Source organism: Peribacillus simplex, from assembly GCF_001578185.1.
Taxonomy (GTDB): Bacteria; Bacillota; Bacilli; order Bacillales; family DSM-1321; genus Peribacillus; species Peribacillus simplex_A.
The window spans coordinates 3,788,547-3,808,994 of sequence record NZ_CP011008.1 but is presented as its reverse complement, the minus strand read 5'-3'; the positions used below and the strand labels follow the sequence as shown (position 1 = coordinate 3,808,994).

Below are 20,448 nucleotides of genomic sequence, written 5' to 3'. Positions count from 1 at the left end.
CAATGAAAGGAATTCTAAGCCTCACCGTGAACAACCGGCCAGGTGTCCTGAATCGGATTACGAATCTGTTCACGAAAAGAAATTATAACATTGAAAGCATGGCTGTCGGCCCATCCGAGCAGGAAGGCATTTCAAGGATGACCTTCGTGGTCGATGTTGATGACGAAACAGTCGTTGAACAGATCACCAAGCAATTGAACAAGCAGATCGAAGTATTGAAAGTATATGATATTACGAATCAATCCATTGTGGCGAGGGAACTTGCACTCATCAAAATATTGGTGACAACACATACCCGAGCTGAGATTTATTCAGTCATCGAACCCTTCCGTGCATCAGTAATTGATGTCAGTAAAGATAGCGTGACAGTTCAAATCACTGGGGAATCGGATAAAATCGAAGCTTTCATTGAACTGATCAAGCCATATGGCATCAAGGAATTGGCAAGGACAGGGACAGCCGCCATCCCGCGTGGAATGCAAATAGCACACGCCAAGAGCGCAACAATTGTATAAAAAAACAAAAACAATAATGAAAAGAAAAGGGAGATGTAATTATTATGGCAAAAGTATATTATAACGCAGAAGCAAACGAGAATTTTTTCAACAATAAAAAGGTAGCGGTCATCGGATATGGTTCACAAGGACACGCACACGCACAAAACCTACGTGACAGTGGTGTAGAAGTAATCATCGGAATCAGGAAAGGTAAATCCTTCGATAAAGCGGTGGAAGACGGGTTCAATGTTTACACAGTTAAAGAAGCCGCTGAACAGGCAGACGTAATCATGAACCTTTTACCTGATGAAACTCAGCCGAAAGTATACCAAGAAGAAATCAAACCGGTATTGCGCGCAGGTCAAGCGTTAATGTTCGCACACGGATTCAACGTCCATTTCAATCAAATCGTTCCTCCGGCAGATGTGGATGTATTATTAGTCGCTCCAAAAGGTCCGGGACATCTTGTTCGCCGTACATATGAACAAGGTGCAGGGGTGCCGGCATTGTTCGCCATCTATCAAAATGTTACGGGTGAAGCAAGAGAATTGGCACTTGCGTACGCTCGGGGAATCGGTTCTTTAAGAGCTGGCGGTTTGGAAACTACTTTCCAGGAAGAAACGGAAACGGATCTATTCGGAGAACAGGCCGTACTTTGCGGCGGATTGACTTCCCTTGTGAAAGCTGGTTTCGAAACCTTGACAGAAGCTGGATACCAGCCGGAAGTGGCATATTTCGAGTGTTTGCATGAACTTAAATTAATCATCGACCTTATGTATGAGGGCGGAATGGAAAACATGCGCTATTCCATTTCTGACACAGCTCAATGGGGAGATTTCGTTTCTGGACCACGCGTTGTGACGGAAACTACGAAAGAGGCCATGAAAGCGATCTTGAAAGACATCCAAGACGGTGAGTTCGCTAAAGGATGGATCTTGGAAAACCAAGCGAACCGTCCAGTCTTCAATGCTATTAATAATCGTGAAAACCAACATCAAATCGAAGTGGTTGGCCGTGAATTAAGAAAAATGATGCCATTCGTAAAACCTCAACAAAAAGAGAAAGAAGTGGTAGCCGTTGCGAAAAATTAATATATTTGAAACTACGCTTCGAGATGGGGAGCAATCAGCCGGTGTGAATTTGAATTTTACCGAAAAGCTTGAAATTGCTTATCAGCTTGAAAGATTGGGTGTTGATATTATCGAAGCCGGTTTTCCGGCAGCATCAAAAGGGGATTTCAACTCCGTACAGGAAATCGCGCGCAAAATTAAAAACAGCTCTGTTACGGGGCTGGCGCGTGCTGTAAAAGGAGATATTGATGCAGCCTGGGATTCATTAAGGGACGGGGCGGAACCGAGATTGCATACGTTCATCGCCACTTCGCCCATTCATCGTGAATATAAGTTAAAAATGTCGAAGCAGCAAGTGATTGAAAAGTCGGTTGAAATGGTTAAGTACGGAGCAGCGCGTTTTCCGATCGTGCAATGGTCTGCAGAAGATGCAAGCCGTACGGAACTTGACTATTTGGCTGAAATCGTTGAAGCGGTCATTCAAGCTGGTGCTAAGGTCATTAATATCCCGGATACTGTAGGGTATGCAGCTCCAATCGAATACGGAAACATTTTCAGATACCTTCGTGAACATGTTCCTTCTATTGATAAGGTTAGCTTATCTGCACACTGCCATGACGATCTTGGAATGGCAACGGCCAATTCATTGGCTGCCATCGAAGGCGGGGCTACACAAGTCGAAGGCACAATCAACGGCATTGGTGAACGTGCTGGAAATGTGGCACTTGAAGAGGTGGCTATGGCACTCTACATCCGTAAAGATTTCTATCAAGCGGGAACGGACCTTGTATTAAATGAAATTAAAAGGACCAGTGACCTAGTTAGCCGCCTTACGGGAATGCAAGTTCCTGCTAATAAAGCCATAATTGGCGCCAATGCTTATGCACATGAATCTGGCATTCATCAGGATGGCATGTTAAAAGAAAAAACGACATACGAAATCATATCACCTGAACTCGTCGGAGTTTCGTCCAATTCACTTGTTTTAGGGAAGCATTCAGGGCGGCATGCTTTTAAAGAAAGATTACAAGAGTTGAATTTTACGGTAACGGATGAGGAAATGAACTCATTATTCGTTCAATTCAAGGAATTGGCCGATAATAAAAAGACCATGACTGATGAAGATATCGTGGCACTGGTGCTTGAAGAGAAAGCGACGGATATCAGTTTCTATGACCTGATTTCTTTCCAGATTTCCCACGGTACACATCAAGTTGCCACAGCGACGGTTACACTGAAAAAAGGCGATAATGAAGAGATTCAGGAAGCGGCTACAGGGGCAGGGAGTGTTGAAGCCCTTTATAACACGCTTGAAAGATGTTTGGGCAGTGAAATCAACTTGCTGGACTATCGAATTCAATCGGTGGGTGGCGGTATGGATGCCCTTGCTCAGGTTTTTGTGAAAATTGATTATAACGGTGTGGAAACGAGCGGCCGCGGTCTTGATCAGGACGTCTTGGAGGCATCTGCCAAAGCGTATTTGAACGCTGTGAACCGTGTGATCATCATGAGGGAACTGGAAGAAAAAGCAGTATTACAATAGGAAGGGGAGATTTCGATGAAAAGGAATATTGCGGTGCTTCAAGGAGATGGCATCGGGAAAGAAGTAACAAGAGGCGCTGTAGAAATCCTCGAAGCCGTTGCCCAAAGATATGGACACGATTTTGAATTTCAATATGGTGAGATTGGAGGCGGGGCCATCGATAACACAGGCTCCCCCTTGCCGGATGAAACAGTGGAGATTTGTAAAAACAGCGATGCGGTATTATTGGGTGCCGTTGGAGGACCTAAGTGGGATGACCAGCCTGCACACTTAAGACCGGAACGTGGTTTGTTGAAAATCCGAAAAGATTTGAATCTTTATGCTAACATCCGTCCAATCAGCTACTATTCCAGCTTGTCGGAATCTTCTCCTCTTAAAAAGGAATTCATTGAAGATGTTGATTTCGTGATTGTCAGGGAACTAACTGGCGGCCTGTATTTCGGTAAGCCAAGTGAGCGCGTTGAAAGAGAAGGGAAAGAAGCGGTTGTCGATACCCTTTTCTATCAGAAAAGCGAAATGAAGCGCATCATTGAACTTGCTTTTGAATTAGCATCGGAACGCAAGAAAAAAGTAACATCCGTGGATAAAGCGAATGTTCTTGAATCCAGCAGGATGTGGCGTGAAACGGCTGAAGAAATCGCCAAGGACTATCCGGATGTAATCCTTGAACATATGCTTGTGGATAATGCAGCCATGCAACTGATTAAAAACCCGAAACAATTTGATATTATCGTGACGGAGAATATGTTCGGTGATATTTTAAGTGATGAAGCCTCTGTATTGACTGGCTCGCTTGGAATGCTTCCTTCCGCCTCCATATCAACGGAAGGGCCTAATTTATATGAACCGATTCATGGCTCTGCTCCTGATATTGCGGGCAAAAACTTAGCTAATCCAATTGGGACCATTTTATCAGCGGCGTCCATGCTGCGTTTGTCCTTTGGCTTGGAAGATGAGGCACATGCCGTTGAGCAGGCAGTGGAAACGGTCCTTGATTATGGTTTGAGAACAGGCGATATCGCAAATGGCCAACCAATTATTACGTCTACTTCAGAGATGATTGCAGAAATAAAAGCCAATCTTTTAGACCAGGAAGCCATTTCCAATATCATGGGAGCTTACGCATAAACTTCTTTCACGGCCTAATATTAGGCCGTGTTTTTTAAAAAAATATAAGATTGATCGAGGTGGGATAAGATGGGAAAGTCGATAATAGAGAAAATATGGGATCGTCATATTGTAAATGAAGAGGAAAATAAACCGGATTTGATTTATATAGACCTTCAATATATTCATGAAGTGACATCTCCGCAAGCATTTGAAGGATTGAGATTAAAAGGACGCACAGTCAGGAGACCAGACCGTACTTTTGCGACAATGGACCATAATGTACCAACCGTTAATCGCTATTTCATCGAGGATGATATTGCTAGAAAGCAATTAGAGGCACTAGACCAAAACTGTAAGGAGTTCGGTATCCGCTTGGCTGATTTGGACAGCCCGGAACAAGGGATCGTTCACGTTATCGGGCCAGAATTAGGGCTTACACAGCCAGGGATGACGATTGTATGCGGTGACAGTCATACTTCCACACATGGTGCGTTTGGATCGATTGCGTTTGGAATCGGTACGAGTGAGGTTGAGCATGTTTTGGCCACACAAACCCTTTGGCAAACAAAACCGAAAACATTAAAGCTTGAGGTTAATGGCAAACTTGGACACGGTGTGATGGCGAAAGATGTCATTTTATTTGTGATTTCTAAATTTGGCGTCGATTTCGGCACTGGGCACATCATTGAGTATTGTGGGGAAGTTTTCCGGGATATGTCGATGGAAGAGAGAATGACGGTTTGCAATATGTCGATTGAAGGCGGGGCAAGGGCGGGGCTGGTTGCTCCTGATGAAACAACTTTCTCATATTTGAAAGGTCGTAAATATTTGCCGAAAGGAGAAGAGTACGAGCAATGTGTTCAGGAGTGGAAGTCACTTTCAAGTGATGAGGATGCTGTATATGACCAAGAAATCATTCTTGATGGCAGCCTGATTTCACCTATGGTCAGCTGGGGTACAAATCCTGGAATGGCTAGTGGAGTGGACGGTAAAGTACCTACCTTCGCGGAAGGTATCATGGATTCTAAGGAGCTGAATCGGGCACTTGAGTACATGGGTCTTGAGGAAGGCATGCCAATCACGGATATCCCCGTTCAGCATGTATTCATAGGATCTTGTACGAACTCACGCATTGAAGACTTGCGGCAGGCCGCAGAAATGATCGATGGCCAGACTGTGCAAAAAGGAGTTCGGGCGATGGTCGTTCCCGGTTCACAGAGTGTTAAAAGGCAAGCGGAAGAAGAAGGGTTGGATGAGATCTTCAAATCTGCGGGCTTTGAATGGCGTGAATCAGGTTGCAGCATGTGCTTGAGCATGAACCCTGATGTGGTTCCAACCGGAGAGCATTGTGCCTCCACCAGTAATCGGAACTTTGAAGGCAGGCAAGGAGCTGGTGCAAGGACACACCTAGTTAGTCCGGCAATGGCTGCCGCGGCGGCCATTCATGGGAAATTTGTCGATATCAGGAATTCGGAAAGAACTGAACAGGTCCATTAAGAATAAGAATTAACCGGAGGTGCAGAGAATGGAACCCATTACTATTTACAAAGGAAGAGCGGCGGCACTTGACCGTAAAAACGTGGATACGGACCAAATCATTCCAAAGCAATTTTTAAAACGGATTGAGCGAAGCGGATTTGGAGAATTTTTATTCTATAACTGGCGTTTTGATGAGAATGGAAAAGAAAGTCCTGATTTTGAATTGAATCAGCCCCATAATAAAAACGCGTCCATTTTAATAGCAGGTGAAAATTTTGGCTGCGGTTCTTCTCGTGAGCATGCTCCGTGGTCATTGAAAGACTATGGATTCGATATCATCATCGCACCGTCTTATGCTGATATCTTTAAAAGTAATTGCATGAAAAATGGCATGGTCCCCATCGCTTTAACCCAGGCTGAAGTAAAGTATTTAATGGAGAGGGTGTCGGCAACTGATTATGAGTTGACTATCGACCTTCCCAATCAGACATTGAAAGATGGCCAAGGGTTTGAAACAAGCTTTGACATCCATCCATATTGGAAGGAAATGCTTATTAAGGGCTGGGATGAAATTTCGATAACCCTGCAATATGATCAAAAGATTTCTGCCTATGAATCGCAAGAAAAGGCTGTATCGAGCATTTAATTGAAGAATGTCATTTTCCCGTCATCCTTTCATTTGAAAGGATGCGGTTTTTTTTTTGAGGAACCTGGTTAAGACGGAATGGCGTTCATCCGTCCATATAATTTTGTGTTTCCTGCTATTACATGCTAAACTGTTTTTCAAAAAGCGAACGGTGAGGCGGAAAATAGGATGGATAATGAGAACAACCAAAAGAAGGCCGGAGAAACCAAGATTATCGCCTTTCCAAATCTCGGTGAAAGGCTGATTGCAAAAGGGCTTGACGAGCTTGGGAACAGAAACTTTAAAGCGGCTGCACAGCTTTTCAGCCAAGCCAGGGAGTATGAGCCCGAAAATGATGAAGTTTGCATGGGGCTTGTAGTCTCACTAGTAGAACTTGAGTATTATGAGGAGTCAAAAGAGTTGTGTATAGAGATGCTGAATAAAGGCATAGGCGACTATTTTCAACTTATCAATATCTATTTGATGGTACTGCTGCAATTAGGCGAGCATCAGGAAATGGTCACGACAATCGAGCTGCTATTTGAAGAGAGCCAAATTCCCTTTGATAAAGAGGAACATTTCGAAAAGATGCTTCAGTTCAGTAAAAGGGCCCTTGAGGATAAAAAAGAAGAAAAGGAAAGGCAAAATCAGCAGCTTGCAGAGGAATTGCAGGAGAATGATCTTTTTGAAGGGAAAATGGATAATGAAATGTTCATGGTCATTTCAAAACTAACGAATATCAATATTCGACCATTTATCCCGGAAATCGCACAATTTCTACAAAATGATGAGGGACACCCTTTCTTTAAAACGATGCTCCTTAACATTCTTATTGACCAGGAATACAACGAGGAAGTGACACTAAGGAAATTCAATCAAACGAAGTCGGTCATACCAAGGGAATTGAAAAGTGTGAAGGAGACGGACTTCTATAAGAAGGTCACCGGCCTGACTGAAGAGGAAATCAGTCAGGAAAATCCGAGCTTATTTGAAATGGTCCATAGTTTGATTGACCGTCATTCCTTTATATTGTATCCCTTTGAACCTGGACCAGAAAGATTTGCGGCGTGGGCAGCTGCCTATCATGCCTTAGCGGAAGAATACATGACTGGGGAAGTTTTTGGGAGTGACTTGGCTGACCTTTATCTGGCTGATGAAGAAACCGTTGCGGATATCCTATCCTATTTAAAAGAAATTGAGGAAATTTCTTATCCCATTATTTAAGCTATTGCTGTTGTAACAGATTAAACCTGTGGTATAATGTAGTGGTTGTAATGTATAATCGTCAGGTTTTGACGATTTCCCAATATTTTTTTTGGGGATATTTGAGGGATGACTTGTTACACTTGCAAAGCATATTCATCCAATGCTTATTATTGAAGTATATAGATTTTTTGGAGGGAAACACATGTCTGTAAAATGGGAAAAACAAGAAGGTAATCAAGGCGTACTAACAATTGAAGTTGACTCTGCAAAAGTAAACGAAGGTTTAGACGCAGCTTTCAAAAAAGTAGTGAAACAAGTAAATGTACCTGGCTTCCGTAAAGGTAAAATGCCACGTCAAATGTTCGAAAAAAAATTCGGCGTAGAATCACTATACCAAGATGCGCTTGATATCATTCTTCCAGATGCATATGCAAATGCTGTCGAAGAAGCTGGAATCCAGCCTGTAGATCGTCCAGAAATCGACATCGAGAAAATGGAAAAAGGCGAAAACCTGATCTTCACTGCAACTGTAACAGTTAAGCCTGAAGTTAAATTGGGAGATTACAAAGGTGTTGAAGTTGAAAAATTCAATACTGAAGTAACTGACGAAGATGTTGAAAACGAATTGAAAACTTTGCAAGAGAAGCAAGCTGAGCTTGTTGTTAAAGAAGAAGGACAAGCTGCTGACGGCGATACAGTCGTTCTTGACTTTGAAGGATTCGTTGATGGTGAAGCATTCGAAGGCGGAGCTTCAGAAAACCATTCATTGGAAATCGGTTCAAACTCTTTCATTCCAGGATTTGAAGAGCAGCTTGTTGGTCTTGAAACTGGCGCTGAAAAAGACATCGAAGTTACTTTCCCTGAAGAATATCATGCTGCTGAACTTGCAGGTAAACCAGCTGTATTCAAAGTGAAAATTCACGAAATCAAAACTAAACAACTTCCTGAGTTGGATGATGAGTTCGCGAAAGATGTCGACGACGAAGTTGAAACTTTGGCTGAACTTAAAGAAAAAACAAAACATAAATTAGAGCATGACAAAAAACACGAAGAAGAAAACTTCATACAAAACACTGTAATTGGTAAAGCTGTTGAAGGCGCAGAAATGGACGTTCCTGAAGCAATGATTTCAAACGAAGTGGACCGCATGATGAATGAGTTCTCTCAACGCATTCAATCTCAAGGACTTAATTTGGAACTTTACTACCAATTCTCAGGTCAAGACGAAGAAGCTTTAAAAGCACAAATGAAAGAAGAAGCTGAAGGACAAGTTCGTACGAGCCTGACTCTTGAAGCAATCGCTGAAGTTGAAAAAATTGAAGCGACTGACGAAGATGTAGAAGCAGAGCTTGGACAAATGGCTACAATGTACAATATGGAAATTGATGCGATTAAACAAGCTCTTGGAAACTTAGAAGGAATCAAAGGCGATCTTAAAATTAAGAAAGCTATTGACTTCTTGGTAGAAAACAGCAAAACAGTTGACGCAAAATAATTTTTATAAATAAGTAGATTTAAATATTTCCTTAAAAAACAAGGCGCGAGTAATCGTGCCTTGTTTTATACATATTGAGAATTAGTGGAAATTTCAAATATCGGTAAGTTCCTGATTGATTTTTTTTGAATTTCAGTGTAGATTAGTTCTAATACCGCATATACATATTTATACAGCAAATCCTGATTTTAAAAATCAAAAGTTTTGGGCATACTGGTAAAGGGCAAATACATATTGATTGATTATTGTACATATTTACAACTCGGACGCGTGAGCATTTTTGTTACTAAACTTCCAAGAACATGATAAAATGCAAAACATGCTAGGGATTTTGGAATGCTTAAGTAGGTGTGTGCCCGGTTTTTTTTTACAATCGGGTACCGCTATGTAATAGAGTTGGAAGAGTATTTGAAGGGGTGAACGTACATGTTTAAATTTAATGATGAAAAAGGACAGTTAAAATGTTCTTTTTGCGGTAAAACACAAGAACAAGTCCGTAAACTGGTTGCTGGTCCAGGTGTATATATTTGTGACGAGTGTATCGAGCTTTGTACGGAGATCGTCGAAGAAGAGTTGGGGACTGATGAAGAAGTAGAATTCAGAGATGTGCCTAAACCTATGGAAATCCGTGAAATTCTTGACGAATATGTGATTGGACAAGAACAGGCGAAGAAGTCTTTGGCTGTCGCTGTTTACAATCATTATAAACGTATCAATTCCAATAGCAAAGTCGACGATGTTGAGCTTTCTAAAAGTAACATCGCCTTGATCGGACCGACTGGAAGCGGGAAAACCCTTCTTGCGCAAACATTGGCGCGATTACTGAATGTTCCTTTTGCAATTGCTGATGCGACTTCATTGACAGAAGCTGGATATGTTGGGGAAGATGTCGAAAACATCCTTCTAAAATTGATCCAAGCAGCTGATTATGATGTGGAAAAAGCGGAAAAAGGCATCATTTATATTGATGAAATCGATAAAGTTGCCCGTAAATCGGAGAATCCTTCCATTACACGTGACGTGTCCGGTGAAGGTGTGCAACAAGCTTTATTGAAAATTCTTGAAGGAACGGTTGCAAGCGTACCGCCTCAAGGTGGTCGTAAACACCCACATCAAGAATTCATCCAAATCGATACGACCAATATCTTGTTCATCTGTGGCGGTGCATTTGATGGCATCGAACCGATCATCAAACGCCGTCTTGGTCAAAAAGTCATTGGTTTTGGCTCTGACGTGAAAAAGGATGATATTGCAGAAAAAGAGTTGCTTTCAAAAGTTCTTCCTGAAGACTTGCTTCGTTTCGGTTTAATTCCGGAATTCATCGGGCGTCTTCCGGTAATTGCGACTCTTGAGCAATTGGATGAAGCAGCTTTGATTGAAATCCTGACAAAGCCGAAAAATGCCCTTGTTAAGCAATATCAAAAATTGCTTGAGCTTGACGATGTTGAATTGGAATTCGAACAGGAAGCGCTAAGTGAAATTGCTAAAAAGGCAATTGAACGTAAAACTGGTGCACGTGGTCTGCGTTCGATCATTGAAGGCATCATTCTTGAAGTGATGTTCGATCTGCCTTCACGTGATGATGTTGCAAAATGTGTAATCACAGGCAGCACGATTTCGAAAAATGAATCTCCAAAGCTCGTCCTTAAAGACGGTACAACCATCAAAGGACAAGGAAAGAAAACATCTGCTTAATTTATAGGAAAAGTAAGACTGCCAGTACATCCTGGCAGTCTTTTTTTCTTTTGTCTTTTTTTATGTTTATTGAGAAAATACTGTTCTTTGAGATGAAAACCCCAAAATTTACAACACGAAATTTTTGGATAATTTCGCCCTTCCAAAGGAGATACTAACAGAAATGACAAACTTGGAGAGTGCAGGAGGGAATACGATGAATTGGACAGGATTGGCGTTGTTTATCCAGCTGTTTTTTGGGATCATTATTGGATTGTATTTTTTGAACTTATTGAAAGGCCAGCGGACACAAAAAGTTTCCATTGACCGTGATTCACGTAAGGAAATGGACCAATTACGGAAGATGAGATCGATTTCGTTAACAGAGCCATTGGCGGAGAAGGTTAGACCAAGCACATTTAATGAAATCATCGGTCAGGAAGATGGCATTAAATCTTTAAAGGCTGCTTTATGTGGACCAAATCCCCAGCATGTGATAGTTTATGGTCCTCCAGGGGTAGGGAAAACAGCAGCGGCCAGACTTGTTTTGGAAGAGGCTAAGAAAAATGGTAAGTCCCCTTTTAAGAATTCGGCAGTGTTTGTTGAACTGGATGCCACCACCGCCAGGTTCGATGAACGGGGGATTGCCGATCCGCTGATCGGTTCTGTGCATGATCCAATCTATCAAGGGGCCGGGGCGATGGGACAGGCTGGCATTCCGCAGCCAAAGCAAGGTGCAGTAAGCAATGCTCATGGAGGCGTACTGTTCATTGATGAAATAGGGGAGCTTCATCCAATACAGATGAATAAACTGTTGAAGGTATTGGAGGATCGCAAGGTCTTTCTGGAAAGTGCCTATTACCAAGAGGAAAATCAAAGTATTCCCACTCACATCCATGATATTTTTAAAAATGGACTTCCGGCTGACTTTCGATTGATTGGGGCCACAACTAGAACGCCAAATGAAATCGCACCTGCGATACGCTCGAGATGCATAGAAGTGTTTTTTCGTGAACTTGACAGGGAAGAAATAATCACTGTGGCTAAGAATGCCTCCGATAAAGTTGGAATTACCATCAGTGAAAAAGGCTTGCAGTCGATTTCGGATTATGCCCGAAATGGCAGGGAAGCTGTCAACATGATTCAGACTCTTGCAGGAATATCAATTAATGAAAACAGGACTTTTATCAGAGAAGAAGATATTGATTGGATGGCACATAGCAGCCAACTTACCCAAAGAATGGACAGGAAAATAGAATCAAATTCTAAAATAGGCCTTGTCAACGGTCTTGCAGTCTACGGTCCCAACAGCGGGGCATTGCTGGAAATCGAGGTCATGGTCATGGCCGCCCCTGATGAAAAAGGTTCGATTAATATTACCGGCATTGTCGAAGAAGAGAGTATTGGCGGTGGGAATGGCAAGTCGATTCGCCGCAAAAGCATGGCAAAAGGTTCGATTGAAAATGTGATTACGGTTTTACGATCGATGGGAGTGCCTGCCGATCAATTCGATATCCATGTCAACTTTCCGGGCGGAAGTCCTGTAGATGGTCCTTCTGCTGGAATTGCAATGGCAACAGGCATTTACTCGGCCATTTATAAAATCCCTGTAGATCACACATTAGCGATGACTGGAGAAATTAGCATTCATGGCGGTGTTAAACCGATTGGCGGAGTCATTCCGAAAATCAAGGCAGCAAAACTTGCCGGGGCAAAGAAAGTAATCATCCCTGCCGATAACATGCAGCCGATGCTATCTGAGATCAAGGATATAGAAATCATTACAGTTTCGAATGTGAAAGAAGTGCTGGATCAGGCACTGAAAAAGGAACTGATGTCGGAACAAATTCTCACATCCTTAGACCTATCGAAAAAAGAAAGCGTATAAAGGAAATGCCCCGGATTAAAACAGAACCGGGGCATTTTAAGGACCATAATGGGGGTCCTCAAAAAAATAAACACTGTTAAGACGTGCTTTTTTATCTAATATTGGAGATAATAATAGCAGTCGAAACGTGTTAAGGTAAACGAATAGACACTTCTATATAAATAGGATAGAATTGTTAAAAGGTTGAGAACATGGGTAAATAGTTTACAACGACGATACTAATTAGATGGAGGTGTCAGGAAATGACTGATCAAGAAATCATCGTCCCCCTCCTGCCGCTTAGAGGACTGCTTGTATATCCAACAATGGTACTTCATTTAGATGTAGGCCGAGATAAATCGGTACAAGCCCTTGAGAAAGCAATGGTGGAAGACCATCTTATATTTTTGACGACACAACAAGATGTTTCGTTGGACGAACCAGGTGAAGAAGATTTATTTACTATGGGAACTTTAACAAAGGTAAAACAGATGCTGAAGCTTCCGAATGGTACAATCCGGGTGTTAGTGGAAGGATTGAACCGGGCAGAGGTCATTGAATTTTACGATTATGAGACACATTATGGTGCCAAGATTAAAATATATGAAGACAGTGATGAAAAGGATGCTGAACATCAAGCATTAATGCGCACCCTGCTGGATTATTTTGAACAATACATAAAAATGTCCAAGAAAATAACCGGTGAAACGTTTTCGTCCACTTCCGATATTGAAGAGCCAGGGAGATTAGCGGATATAATCGCATCCCATTTGCCTTTGAAGTTGAAGGAGAAGCAAGAAGTGCTTGAGACCATTGATATGAAAAAGCGTTTAAGCCGGGTGATCGAAATCATCAATAACGAGAAAGAAGTTCTTTTTCTCGAGAAAAAAATTGGCCAGCGTGTTAAGCGTTCGATGGAACGGACCCAAAAAGAATATTACCTACGTGAACAAATGAAAGCGATCCAAAAGGAATTGGGCGATAAAGAAGGAAAAACAGGGGAAATTGAGGTCCTCAACGAAAAGATAGAAGAAGCGGATATGCCTGAGCATATTAAAGAAACGGCATTAAAGGAATTGGACCGTTATGAAAAAGTTCCGTCAAGCTCTGCCGAGAGTTCTGTCATCCGTAATTATATCGAATGGTTGATCTCGCTTCCTTGGTCCAAAGCGACTAAAGATGACTTGAATATTCACAAAGCTGAAAAGATCCTGAACAGGGACCACCATGGATTGGAAAAGGTGAAAGAACGGGTGCTTGAGTATTTAGCCGTCCAGCAATTGACCAATTCATTGAAGGGACCGATCCTTTGCTTAGTTGGACCACCCGGCGTCGGGAAAACAAGTCTGGCTAAATCGATTGCTTCATCCCTGAATAGGAATTTCGTCCGTATATCTTTAGGCGGGGTGCGTGATGAATCAGAAATCCGCGGACATCGCCGCACATATGTAGGGGCGATGCCGGGAAGGATCATCCAAGGCATGAAAAAAGCTGGAACGATCAATCCTGTCTTTTTACTGGACGAAGTGGATAAGATGTCCAATGACTTTAGGGGAGATCCATCTGCAGCGATGCTGGAGGTGCTCGATCCGGAGCAAAATCATAATTTCAGTGATCATTATATTGAAGAAACGTATAATCTTTCCAAAGTCATGTTCATAGCGACTGCGAATAATTTGGGATCTATTCCAGGCCCGCTTCGTGATCGTATGGAAATCATTTCGATTGCAGGTTATACTGAGATAGAGAAACTTCATATAGCCAAGGATCACTTACTGCCAAGACAGTTGGAAAACCATGGTTTAATGAAGACACAATTGCAAATCCGTGAGGAAGCACTTACCAAAATCATCCGTTATTATACCCGGGAAGCCGGTGTTCGGAGTCTGGAGCGACAGCTTGCAAGCATTTGTCGTAAGACTGCAAAAATCATCGTGTCCGGAGATAAAAAGCGGGTCGTCATTTCTGAAAAGAATGTCGAGGAGTTTTTAGGGAAAACCATGTTCCATTATGGACAGGCGGAAGTCGAAAACCAAGTAGGAGTAGCTAATGGTTTAGCTTACACATCGGTTGGTGGCGATACGCTGCAAATCGAGGTTTCCTTGTCACCGGGTAAAGGCAAGCTTATCCTGACAGGAAAGCTTGGCGATGTAATGAAAGAGTCAGCCCAGGCTGCTTTCAGTTATGTCCGTTCGAAAACTGAAAAACTTCATATTGATACGAACTTCCATGAAAAATATGATATTCATATTCATGTCCCCGAAGGTGCCGTCCCTAAAGATGGTCCTTCTGCAGGCATCACGATTGCAACAGCGTTAATATCGGCCCTTACTAATAGGCCGATCAGAAAAGAGGTAGGCATGACAGGCGAAATTACATTACGCGGACGGGTTCTTCCGATCGGCGGGCTTAAAGAAAAATCTTTAGCGGCCCATCGCGCAGGACTTACGAAAATCATCATCCCGCAAAATAACGAAAAGGATATTGATGATATCCCGGAAAGTGTCCGTAAAGCATTAACATTTGTTCCAGTTTCACACGTCGATGAAGTCCTTGAGCATGCATTGGTAGGTGTGAACGAATGAAAGTGACAAGTTCAGATATTGTCATCAGCGCTGTAAAGCCTGAGCAATATCCCAATACTCCAATACCGGAATTTGCCTTGGCGGGCCGTTCCAATGTTGGTAAATCCAGTTTCATCAACAAAATGATCAATCGAAAAAACTTGGCGCGCACATCCTCTAAACCGGGTAAAACGCAGACCTTGAATTTTTACATCATAAATGAAGCAATCCATTTTGTTGATGTACCGGGTTATGGCTATGCAAAGGTTTCAAAAACGGAGCGTGATGCTTGGGGAAGGATGATCGAAACGTACTTCACTTCCCGTGATCAGCTCCGCGCTGCGCTTCTGATCGTCGATTTGCGTCATCCGCCTACAAAGGATGATATCGCAATGTATGAATTCCTGAAGCATTATGACCTGCCCAGGATCGTAATTGCAACAAAAGCGGATAAAATTCCAAAAGGCAAATGGCAGAAGCACTTGAAAATAACACGCCAAACGTTAAATATGGAAAGAGAAGATGAATTGCTTCTTTTCTCGGGTGAAACAGGCGAAGGTAAGGAACAAGCTTGGGGCGTCCTTAAGAAATATATGTAAAAGAAAAGGGTATTCCGCATTTGGAATACCCTTTTTCATTATGAAATTCGCATGAAATGCGACTCGGCTGAAGTTTTACTTTTTTCGAACCAAAAAGTAGATGCCGATTGCCATCAAGGCAAATGGCCAAAACCTTTCGATGTCCGCCGTATTTGTTTCAACAATCCCGAAAGACGTTGTGATTTTATCATAGAACAAGAAAAGGATCGAGATGATGAATAATACCATCCCGTGAAACATTCCAGAATTTGTTTTACGTGCCCGGAGAATAAATCCCAGTGAGATGATTAAAATAAAGATACCTATATTATCCGGCCAAATATCAAGGTTTGCTACAATATGGAAGTGAGCCCCGAATCCCAGTAGGATGACTCCTGGCAGGATGGATTCATATTCATTACCGCTATAGGCCTGAACCAAGAAGGCGGCACCGACTATGCATAATAAAGTGGGCCAGCTATAAAAGCCTGGAAAGATTTCCATTTGGGAATGTTCAAGAAAAAAATAGAGTCCGAAACCGATTAAAACGGTTCCCGGGAAAATACGTTGCGTTTTCATTTTATCCTCCTAGTCAATTCGATTACTTGAAGTTCTTTGCCATTTTTGATATGGTACTTTTGTACACAATGTCGAAATATGTATGTAACTTACAAATCCCGCTTAGACACCTTTTGGAGCAATTCAGGCGTTTTGCGTCTTTTCATGGTAGCATACGTTTTCATAAACTGTTCATATTATTTGCGTGTATCCATTTTAGTACATGGTATAATAAATTTACATGAAAAATTTTGGGGGTGCAAAACAAAAGGATGCATATTCTAGCGGTTGGTATTAATTACAAAACTGCCCCTGTTGAAATTCGGGAAAAACTATCGTTTAACGAAGCCGAACTTGCCGAGGCAATGAAAGCTCTTAAAAATAAAAAAAGCATCTTGGAAAACATTATTATTTCAACATGCAACAGAACAGAAATATATGCGGTCGGTGACCAGCTTCATACGAGCCGGTATTATATAAAGGAATTTCTTTCGGAGTGGTTTAACATCGATAAAGAAGAATTTTCTAAATACCTGTTCATCTATGAAGGCGATGGGGCAGTCGAGCATTTATTTTCAGTTATCTGCGGCTTGAATTCCATGATACTGGGGGAAACCCAGATTTTGGGACAAGTGCGTACAAGCTATATGTTAGGACAGAAGGATGATACGATCGGCACCGTTTTTAACCATCTCTTCAAGCAAGCCATTACATTAGCTAAAAAGGCTCATTCAGAAACGGATATCAATACGAATGCCGTTTCTGTCAGCTATGCGGCAGTCGAGCTTGCAAAAAAAATCTTTGGAGGCCTGAACGGCAAGAACGTCTTGATTCTTGGGGCCGGTAAGATGGGTGAGTTAGCCATTCAGAATCTGCATAGTAATGGCGCTGACAGCATCACAGTCATTAACCGCACCTTTCAGAAAGCGGTCGACTTGGCGGAGAGATTCAATGGTACAGCGAAACAGCTTCAAGAGCTGCAATGCGCTTTAGTGGAAGCGGATATCCTGATTACCTCCACTGGTTCAAAGGATCTTCTAGTAACAAAAGAAATGATGACATACGTGAATAAGCTTCGTAAAGGCCGTCCTATTTTCATGGTGGATATCGCAGTGCCGCGTGACCTTGATCCAACATTGGCGGAGCTTGAAAATATCTTCTTGTATGACATTGACGATCTTGAAGGGATCGTACAAGCGAATATCGAAGAGCGCAAAAAAGCTGCCGAGAAAATAGAATTGATGATCGAATCTGAAATTGTGGACTTCAATCAATGGATTAATTTGCTTGGTGTGGTTCCTGTCATTTCTTCTTTACGGGAAAAATCCCTATCCATACAACAGGAAACGATGGAAAGCATCGAAAGAAAGCTTCCTCATTTAAGCGAACGGGACAAAAAGGTTCTGAACAAGCATACGAAGAGCATCATCAACCAAATGCTAAAAGATCCTATTCTTTATGCAAAAGAGCTTGCGGATGAGCCGAATGCAAAAGAGCAATTAAATAATTTCGTGAAAATCTTTCATTTAGAGGACTTGATTGAAGACCAGCTGGTAGCGGATGATGAAAAAGAAATGAACAGCTCCAAGGCATCCCTATTGAATCCAGTTCCTGTCCAGTAATGAGGTAAATATGGAATTACTAATGACAAGATTGCATGAAGCCACTGTATTGTTGTATGCCATCAGTATGCTTTTATACTTTATTGACTTCCTTAATAATAACCAGAAGGCGAATAAGGTCGCCTTCTGGTTGCTTTCTATTGTTTGGGTACTGCAAACAATTTTTTTATTTCTGTATGTATTGAAAACGGGAAGGTTCCCGGTATTGACGATTTTTGAAGGCTTATATTTTTATGCATGGGTCCTCATATCGTTATCTTTAATCATTAACCGATTGCTAAGAGTCGATTTTACGGTCTTTTTTACGAACGTATTAGGTTTTATGGTTATGGCCATCCATACCTTTGCACCTGTTCAGATTGAATCTCAAGTGCTTGCACAGCGTCTGGTTTCAGAGCTATTGCTCATACATATCACTTTTGCCATCCTATCTTATGGGGCATTCACGCTTTCTTTCGTTTTTTCCCTTCTCTACTTAATTCAATATGATTTACTCAAACGGAAGAAGTGGGGGAAACGGCTGCTTCGACTCGGCGATTTAACGAAGCTCGAACAAATGTCTTATGTCCTCGCAGTAATAGGTGTTCCATTATTAGTTGTCTCCCTTATCTTGGGGATTCAATGGGCTTATATAAAAGTGCCTGGGGTATCCTGGCTGGATATGAAGATCATCGGTTCATTCATTTTGCTCATCGCTTACAGTGTGTTTTTATACTTGAAAATTCGGAAACAAATGTATGGAAGGACCCTAGCCTTTCTGAATATTGGATCTTTCATGATTGTGTTAATTAACTTTTTCCTTTTCGGAAGCCTTTCAACATTCCACTTTTGGAATACATAGGAGGAAACTATGAGAAAAATAATTGTTGGTTCTAGACGTAGTAAATTAGCGATCACCCAAACGAACTGGGTAATCGATCAACTTAAAGAGCTTGGGGTTCCATACGAGTTCGAGGTGAAGGAAATTGTCACAAAGGGTGACCAAATCCTTGATGTAACGCTTTCCAAGGTAGGCGGAAAAGGCTTATTCGTTAAAGAAATCGAACAAGCGATGCTGGATAAAGAAATAGATATGGCTGTACATAGTATGAAAGATATGCCGGCAGTGCTGCCTCCAGGCTTGACGATCGGCTGCATACCACCAAGAGAGGACCATCGGGATGCCTTGATTTCAAAGAACCATGAAACCCTTTCCGAACTGAAGCCCGGTTCCATTATAGGTACAAGCAGTTTGCGCCGCGGTGCGCAAATTTTGGCTAGAAGACCGGATCTTGAAATTAAATGGATTCGCGGGAATATCGATACCCGTCTGAATAAGCTGAACACGGAAGATTATGATGCCATCATTTTAGCAGCCGCCGGACTATCAAGAATGGGATGGGAGCAGGACATCGTATCGGAATTTTTAGATGAGGATATTTGCATTCCGGCAGTTGGACAAGGGGCACTTTCCATTGAATGCCGCGAAGACGACAAAGAACTGCTTGCTGAACTTGAGAAATTAACCTGTGAAAAAACGAAAAGAACGGTTGAAGCGGAACGTGCCTTTTTGGATAAAATGGAAGGCGGATGCCAGGTGCCGATTGCCGGATTTGCGGTAGAGAAAGATAATGGATTGGTTTCCTTGACGGCTTTGGTCGCTTCTCCGGATGGAAAAGTGATTTATAAAGAAATGGTCGAGGGGGCTGATCCCGAGACGGTTGGGCATGATGCTGCCAAACAGATAAGTGAAATGGGCGGTAAAGAATTGATTGATCGCGTAAAAGAGGAGCTTGATCAGTAATGAATCCCTTTCAACCTCTTAAGGATTATCGGGTATTAATCACCAGAGGGAAAGGGCAGGCAGATGGTTTAAAAGATTCGATCGATAAAAATGGCGGAACGCCGCTTCTTGTGCCATTGCTTGAGTTCACTCTTCCTGATCATATGGAAGTTGTTCAAGAGCGGTTAGATGAGCTGCATACCTATGACTGGATAATTCTCACCAGTCAAAATGGAGTGGATTTCTTCTTTAAACTTATTGGTGAACAGCCTTTAATGCTTCCGAAAATAGCCGTTATCGGCTCCAAAACAGAAGCGGCCCTGAAACGGCATGGATATAGGGCGGATTTCGTTCCAGCTCAGTTTGTTGCCGAAGGGTTTGTTGCGGAGTTCATTACCCTGCTTGACCCCGGGTCGCGTGTATTGCTGGCAAAAGGGAATCTCGCGAGGGCGGTTATTGCGGAGGCAATCAATGAAACTGGTGCATCCTGTGATGAAGTGATAATTTATCATACCGTGCTTCCCGGAAGCAGTGAAAAAAGACTCGTGAAACTTATAACGAATCATGAAATCGACATCATAACCTTTACGAGCTCTTCGACGGTCAATCATTTTTTACAGATCATGGAACGCCATGATTTGGATACATACATAGACCGGATCATCATCGCATGCATCGGGCCGATTGCCGCTAAAACGGCTGAACAAAATGGGCTAAACGTCGATGTTTGTCCAGATGTTTATACGACGGATGCCATGGTTGCGGATTTAATACGCTTCATAAGCAAAAAGAAATAAT

The 20,448-nt window shown here is 42.2% G+C and carries 17 protein-coding genes; 16 read left to right on the top strand and 1 reads right to left on the bottom strand.

The window, feature by feature from the left end; translation table 11 throughout:
- Positions 1-2 precede the first annotated feature (2 nt).
- From ilvN to yihA, 12 genes are all read left to right on the top strand, one after another.
- Entirely contained in the window at positions 3-515 is a 513-nt protein-coding gene (ilvN, locus tag UP17_RS17735; RefSeq protein WP_061464284.1) for an acetolactate synthase small subunit, read from the top strand.
- A 44-nt stretch (positions 516-559) separates the two neighbouring features.
- The gene (gene ilvC / locus UP17_RS17730) at positions 560-1,588 is read left to right on the top strand and encodes a ketol-acid reductoisomerase (RefSeq protein WP_061464283.1); all 1,029 of its coding nucleotides are present in this window, start codon (positions 560-562) and stop codon (positions 1,586-1,588) included.
- Positions 1,575-3,110: a 2-isopropylmalate synthase gene (locus UP17_RS17725; protein ID WP_061464282.1), complete on the top strand. Its 1,536-nt coding sequence runs from the start codon at positions 1,575-1,577 to the stop codon at positions 3,108-3,110. Before ilvC ends, UP17_RS17725 begins: the two co-directional genes overlap by 14 nt.
- Before the next feature lie 15 nt (positions 3,111-3,125).
- Positions 3,126-4,238: a 3-isopropylmalate dehydrogenase gene (gene leuB / locus UP17_RS17720; protein WP_061464281.1), complete on the top strand. Its 1,113-nt coding sequence runs from the start codon at positions 3,126-3,128 to the stop codon at positions 4,236-4,238.
- A gap of 69 nt (positions 4,239-4,307) precedes the next feature.
- On the top strand, positions 4,308-5,717 hold the full coding sequence (gene leuC, locus UP17_RS17715) for a 3-isopropylmalate dehydratase large subunit (RefSeq protein WP_061464280.1): 1,410 nt from the start codon (positions 4,308-4,310) through the stop codon (positions 5,715-5,717).
- A 28-nt stretch (positions 5,718-5,745) separates the two neighbouring features.
- A complete protein-coding gene (gene leuD, locus UP17_RS17710; RefSeq protein WP_061464279.1) occupies positions 5,746-6,345 on the top strand; it encodes a 3-isopropylmalate dehydratase small subunit in 600 nt (199 codons plus the stop codon).
- A gap of 168 nt (positions 6,346-6,513) precedes the next feature.
- Positions 6,514-7,548, top strand: coding sequence for a tetratricopeptide repeat protein (locus UP17_RS17705; RefSeq protein ID WP_061464278.1), 1,035 nt, complete (start codon positions 6,514-6,516; stop codon positions 7,546-7,548).
- Positions 7,549-7,732: 184 nt separating this feature from the next.
- Positions 7,733-9,025, top strand: a complete 1,293-nt coding sequence (gene tig / locus UP17_RS17700) for a trigger factor (RefSeq protein WP_061464277.1) — start codon at positions 7,733-7,735, stop codon at positions 9,023-9,025.
- Positions 9,026-9,451: 426 nt separating this feature from the next.
- The gene (gene clpX / locus UP17_RS17695; protein WP_061464276.1) at positions 9,452-10,720 is read left to right on the top strand and encodes an ATP-dependent protease ATP-binding subunit ClpX; all 1,269 of its coding nucleotides are present in this window, start codon (positions 9,452-9,454) and stop codon (positions 10,718-10,720) included.
- Positions 10,721-10,916: 196 nt separating this feature from the next.
- On the top strand, positions 10,917-12,587 hold the full coding sequence (gene lonB, locus UP17_RS17690) for an ATP-dependent protease LonB (protein WP_061464275.1): 1,671 nt from the start codon (positions 10,917-10,919) through the stop codon (positions 12,585-12,587).
- Between the two features lie 242 nt (positions 12,588-12,829).
- Complete coding sequence (lon, locus tag UP17_RS17685; RefSeq protein WP_061464274.1) at positions 12,830-15,151, top strand: endopeptidase La; 2,322 nt, start codon at positions 12,830-12,832, stop codon at positions 15,149-15,151.
- Positions 15,148-15,729, top strand: a complete 582-nt coding sequence (yihA, locus tag UP17_RS17680) for a ribosome biogenesis GTP-binding protein YihA/YsxC (RefSeq protein WP_061464273.1) — start codon at positions 15,148-15,150, stop codon at positions 15,727-15,729. The genes lon and yihA overlap by 4 nt, the downstream gene beginning before the upstream one ends.
- 75 nt (positions 15,730-15,804) lie before the next feature.
- On the opposite strand, the gene UP17_RS17675 is transcribed toward yihA, so the two are convergent.
- A complete protein-coding gene (locus UP17_RS17675; protein ID WP_061464272.1) occupies positions 15,805-16,287 on the bottom strand; it encodes a LiaI-LiaF-like domain-containing protein in 483 nt (160 codons plus the stop codon).
- Positions 16,288-16,538: 251 nt separating this feature from the next.
- Between UP17_RS17675 and hemA the strand changes: the two genes are divergently transcribed.
- From hemA to UP17_RS17655, 4 genes are read left to right on the top strand one after another with little or no spacing between them, the layout of a single operon-like run.
- Complete coding sequence (hemA, locus tag UP17_RS17670) at positions 16,539-17,888, top strand: glutamyl-tRNA reductase (RefSeq protein WP_061464271.1); 1,350 nt, start codon at positions 16,539-16,541, stop codon at positions 17,886-17,888.
- 10 nt (positions 17,889-17,898) lie between these two features.
- Positions 17,899-18,729 (top strand): cytochrome C assembly family protein, encoded by an 831-nt coding sequence (locus tag UP17_RS17665; protein ID WP_061464270.1) that lies wholly within the window; start codon positions 17,899-17,901, stop codon positions 18,727-18,729.
- Between the two features lie 9 nt (positions 18,730-18,738).
- The gene (gene hemC, locus UP17_RS17660) at positions 18,739-19,671 is read left to right on the top strand and encodes a hydroxymethylbilane synthase (protein ID WP_061464269.1); all 933 of its coding nucleotides are present in this window, start codon (positions 18,739-18,741) and stop codon (positions 19,669-19,671) included.
- Entirely contained in the window at positions 19,671-20,447 is a 777-nt protein-coding gene (locus tag UP17_RS17655) for a uroporphyrinogen-III synthase (protein ID WP_061464268.1), read from the top strand. Before hemC ends, UP17_RS17655 begins: the two co-directional genes overlap by 1 nt.
- Position 20,448: the final 1 nt, after the last annotated feature.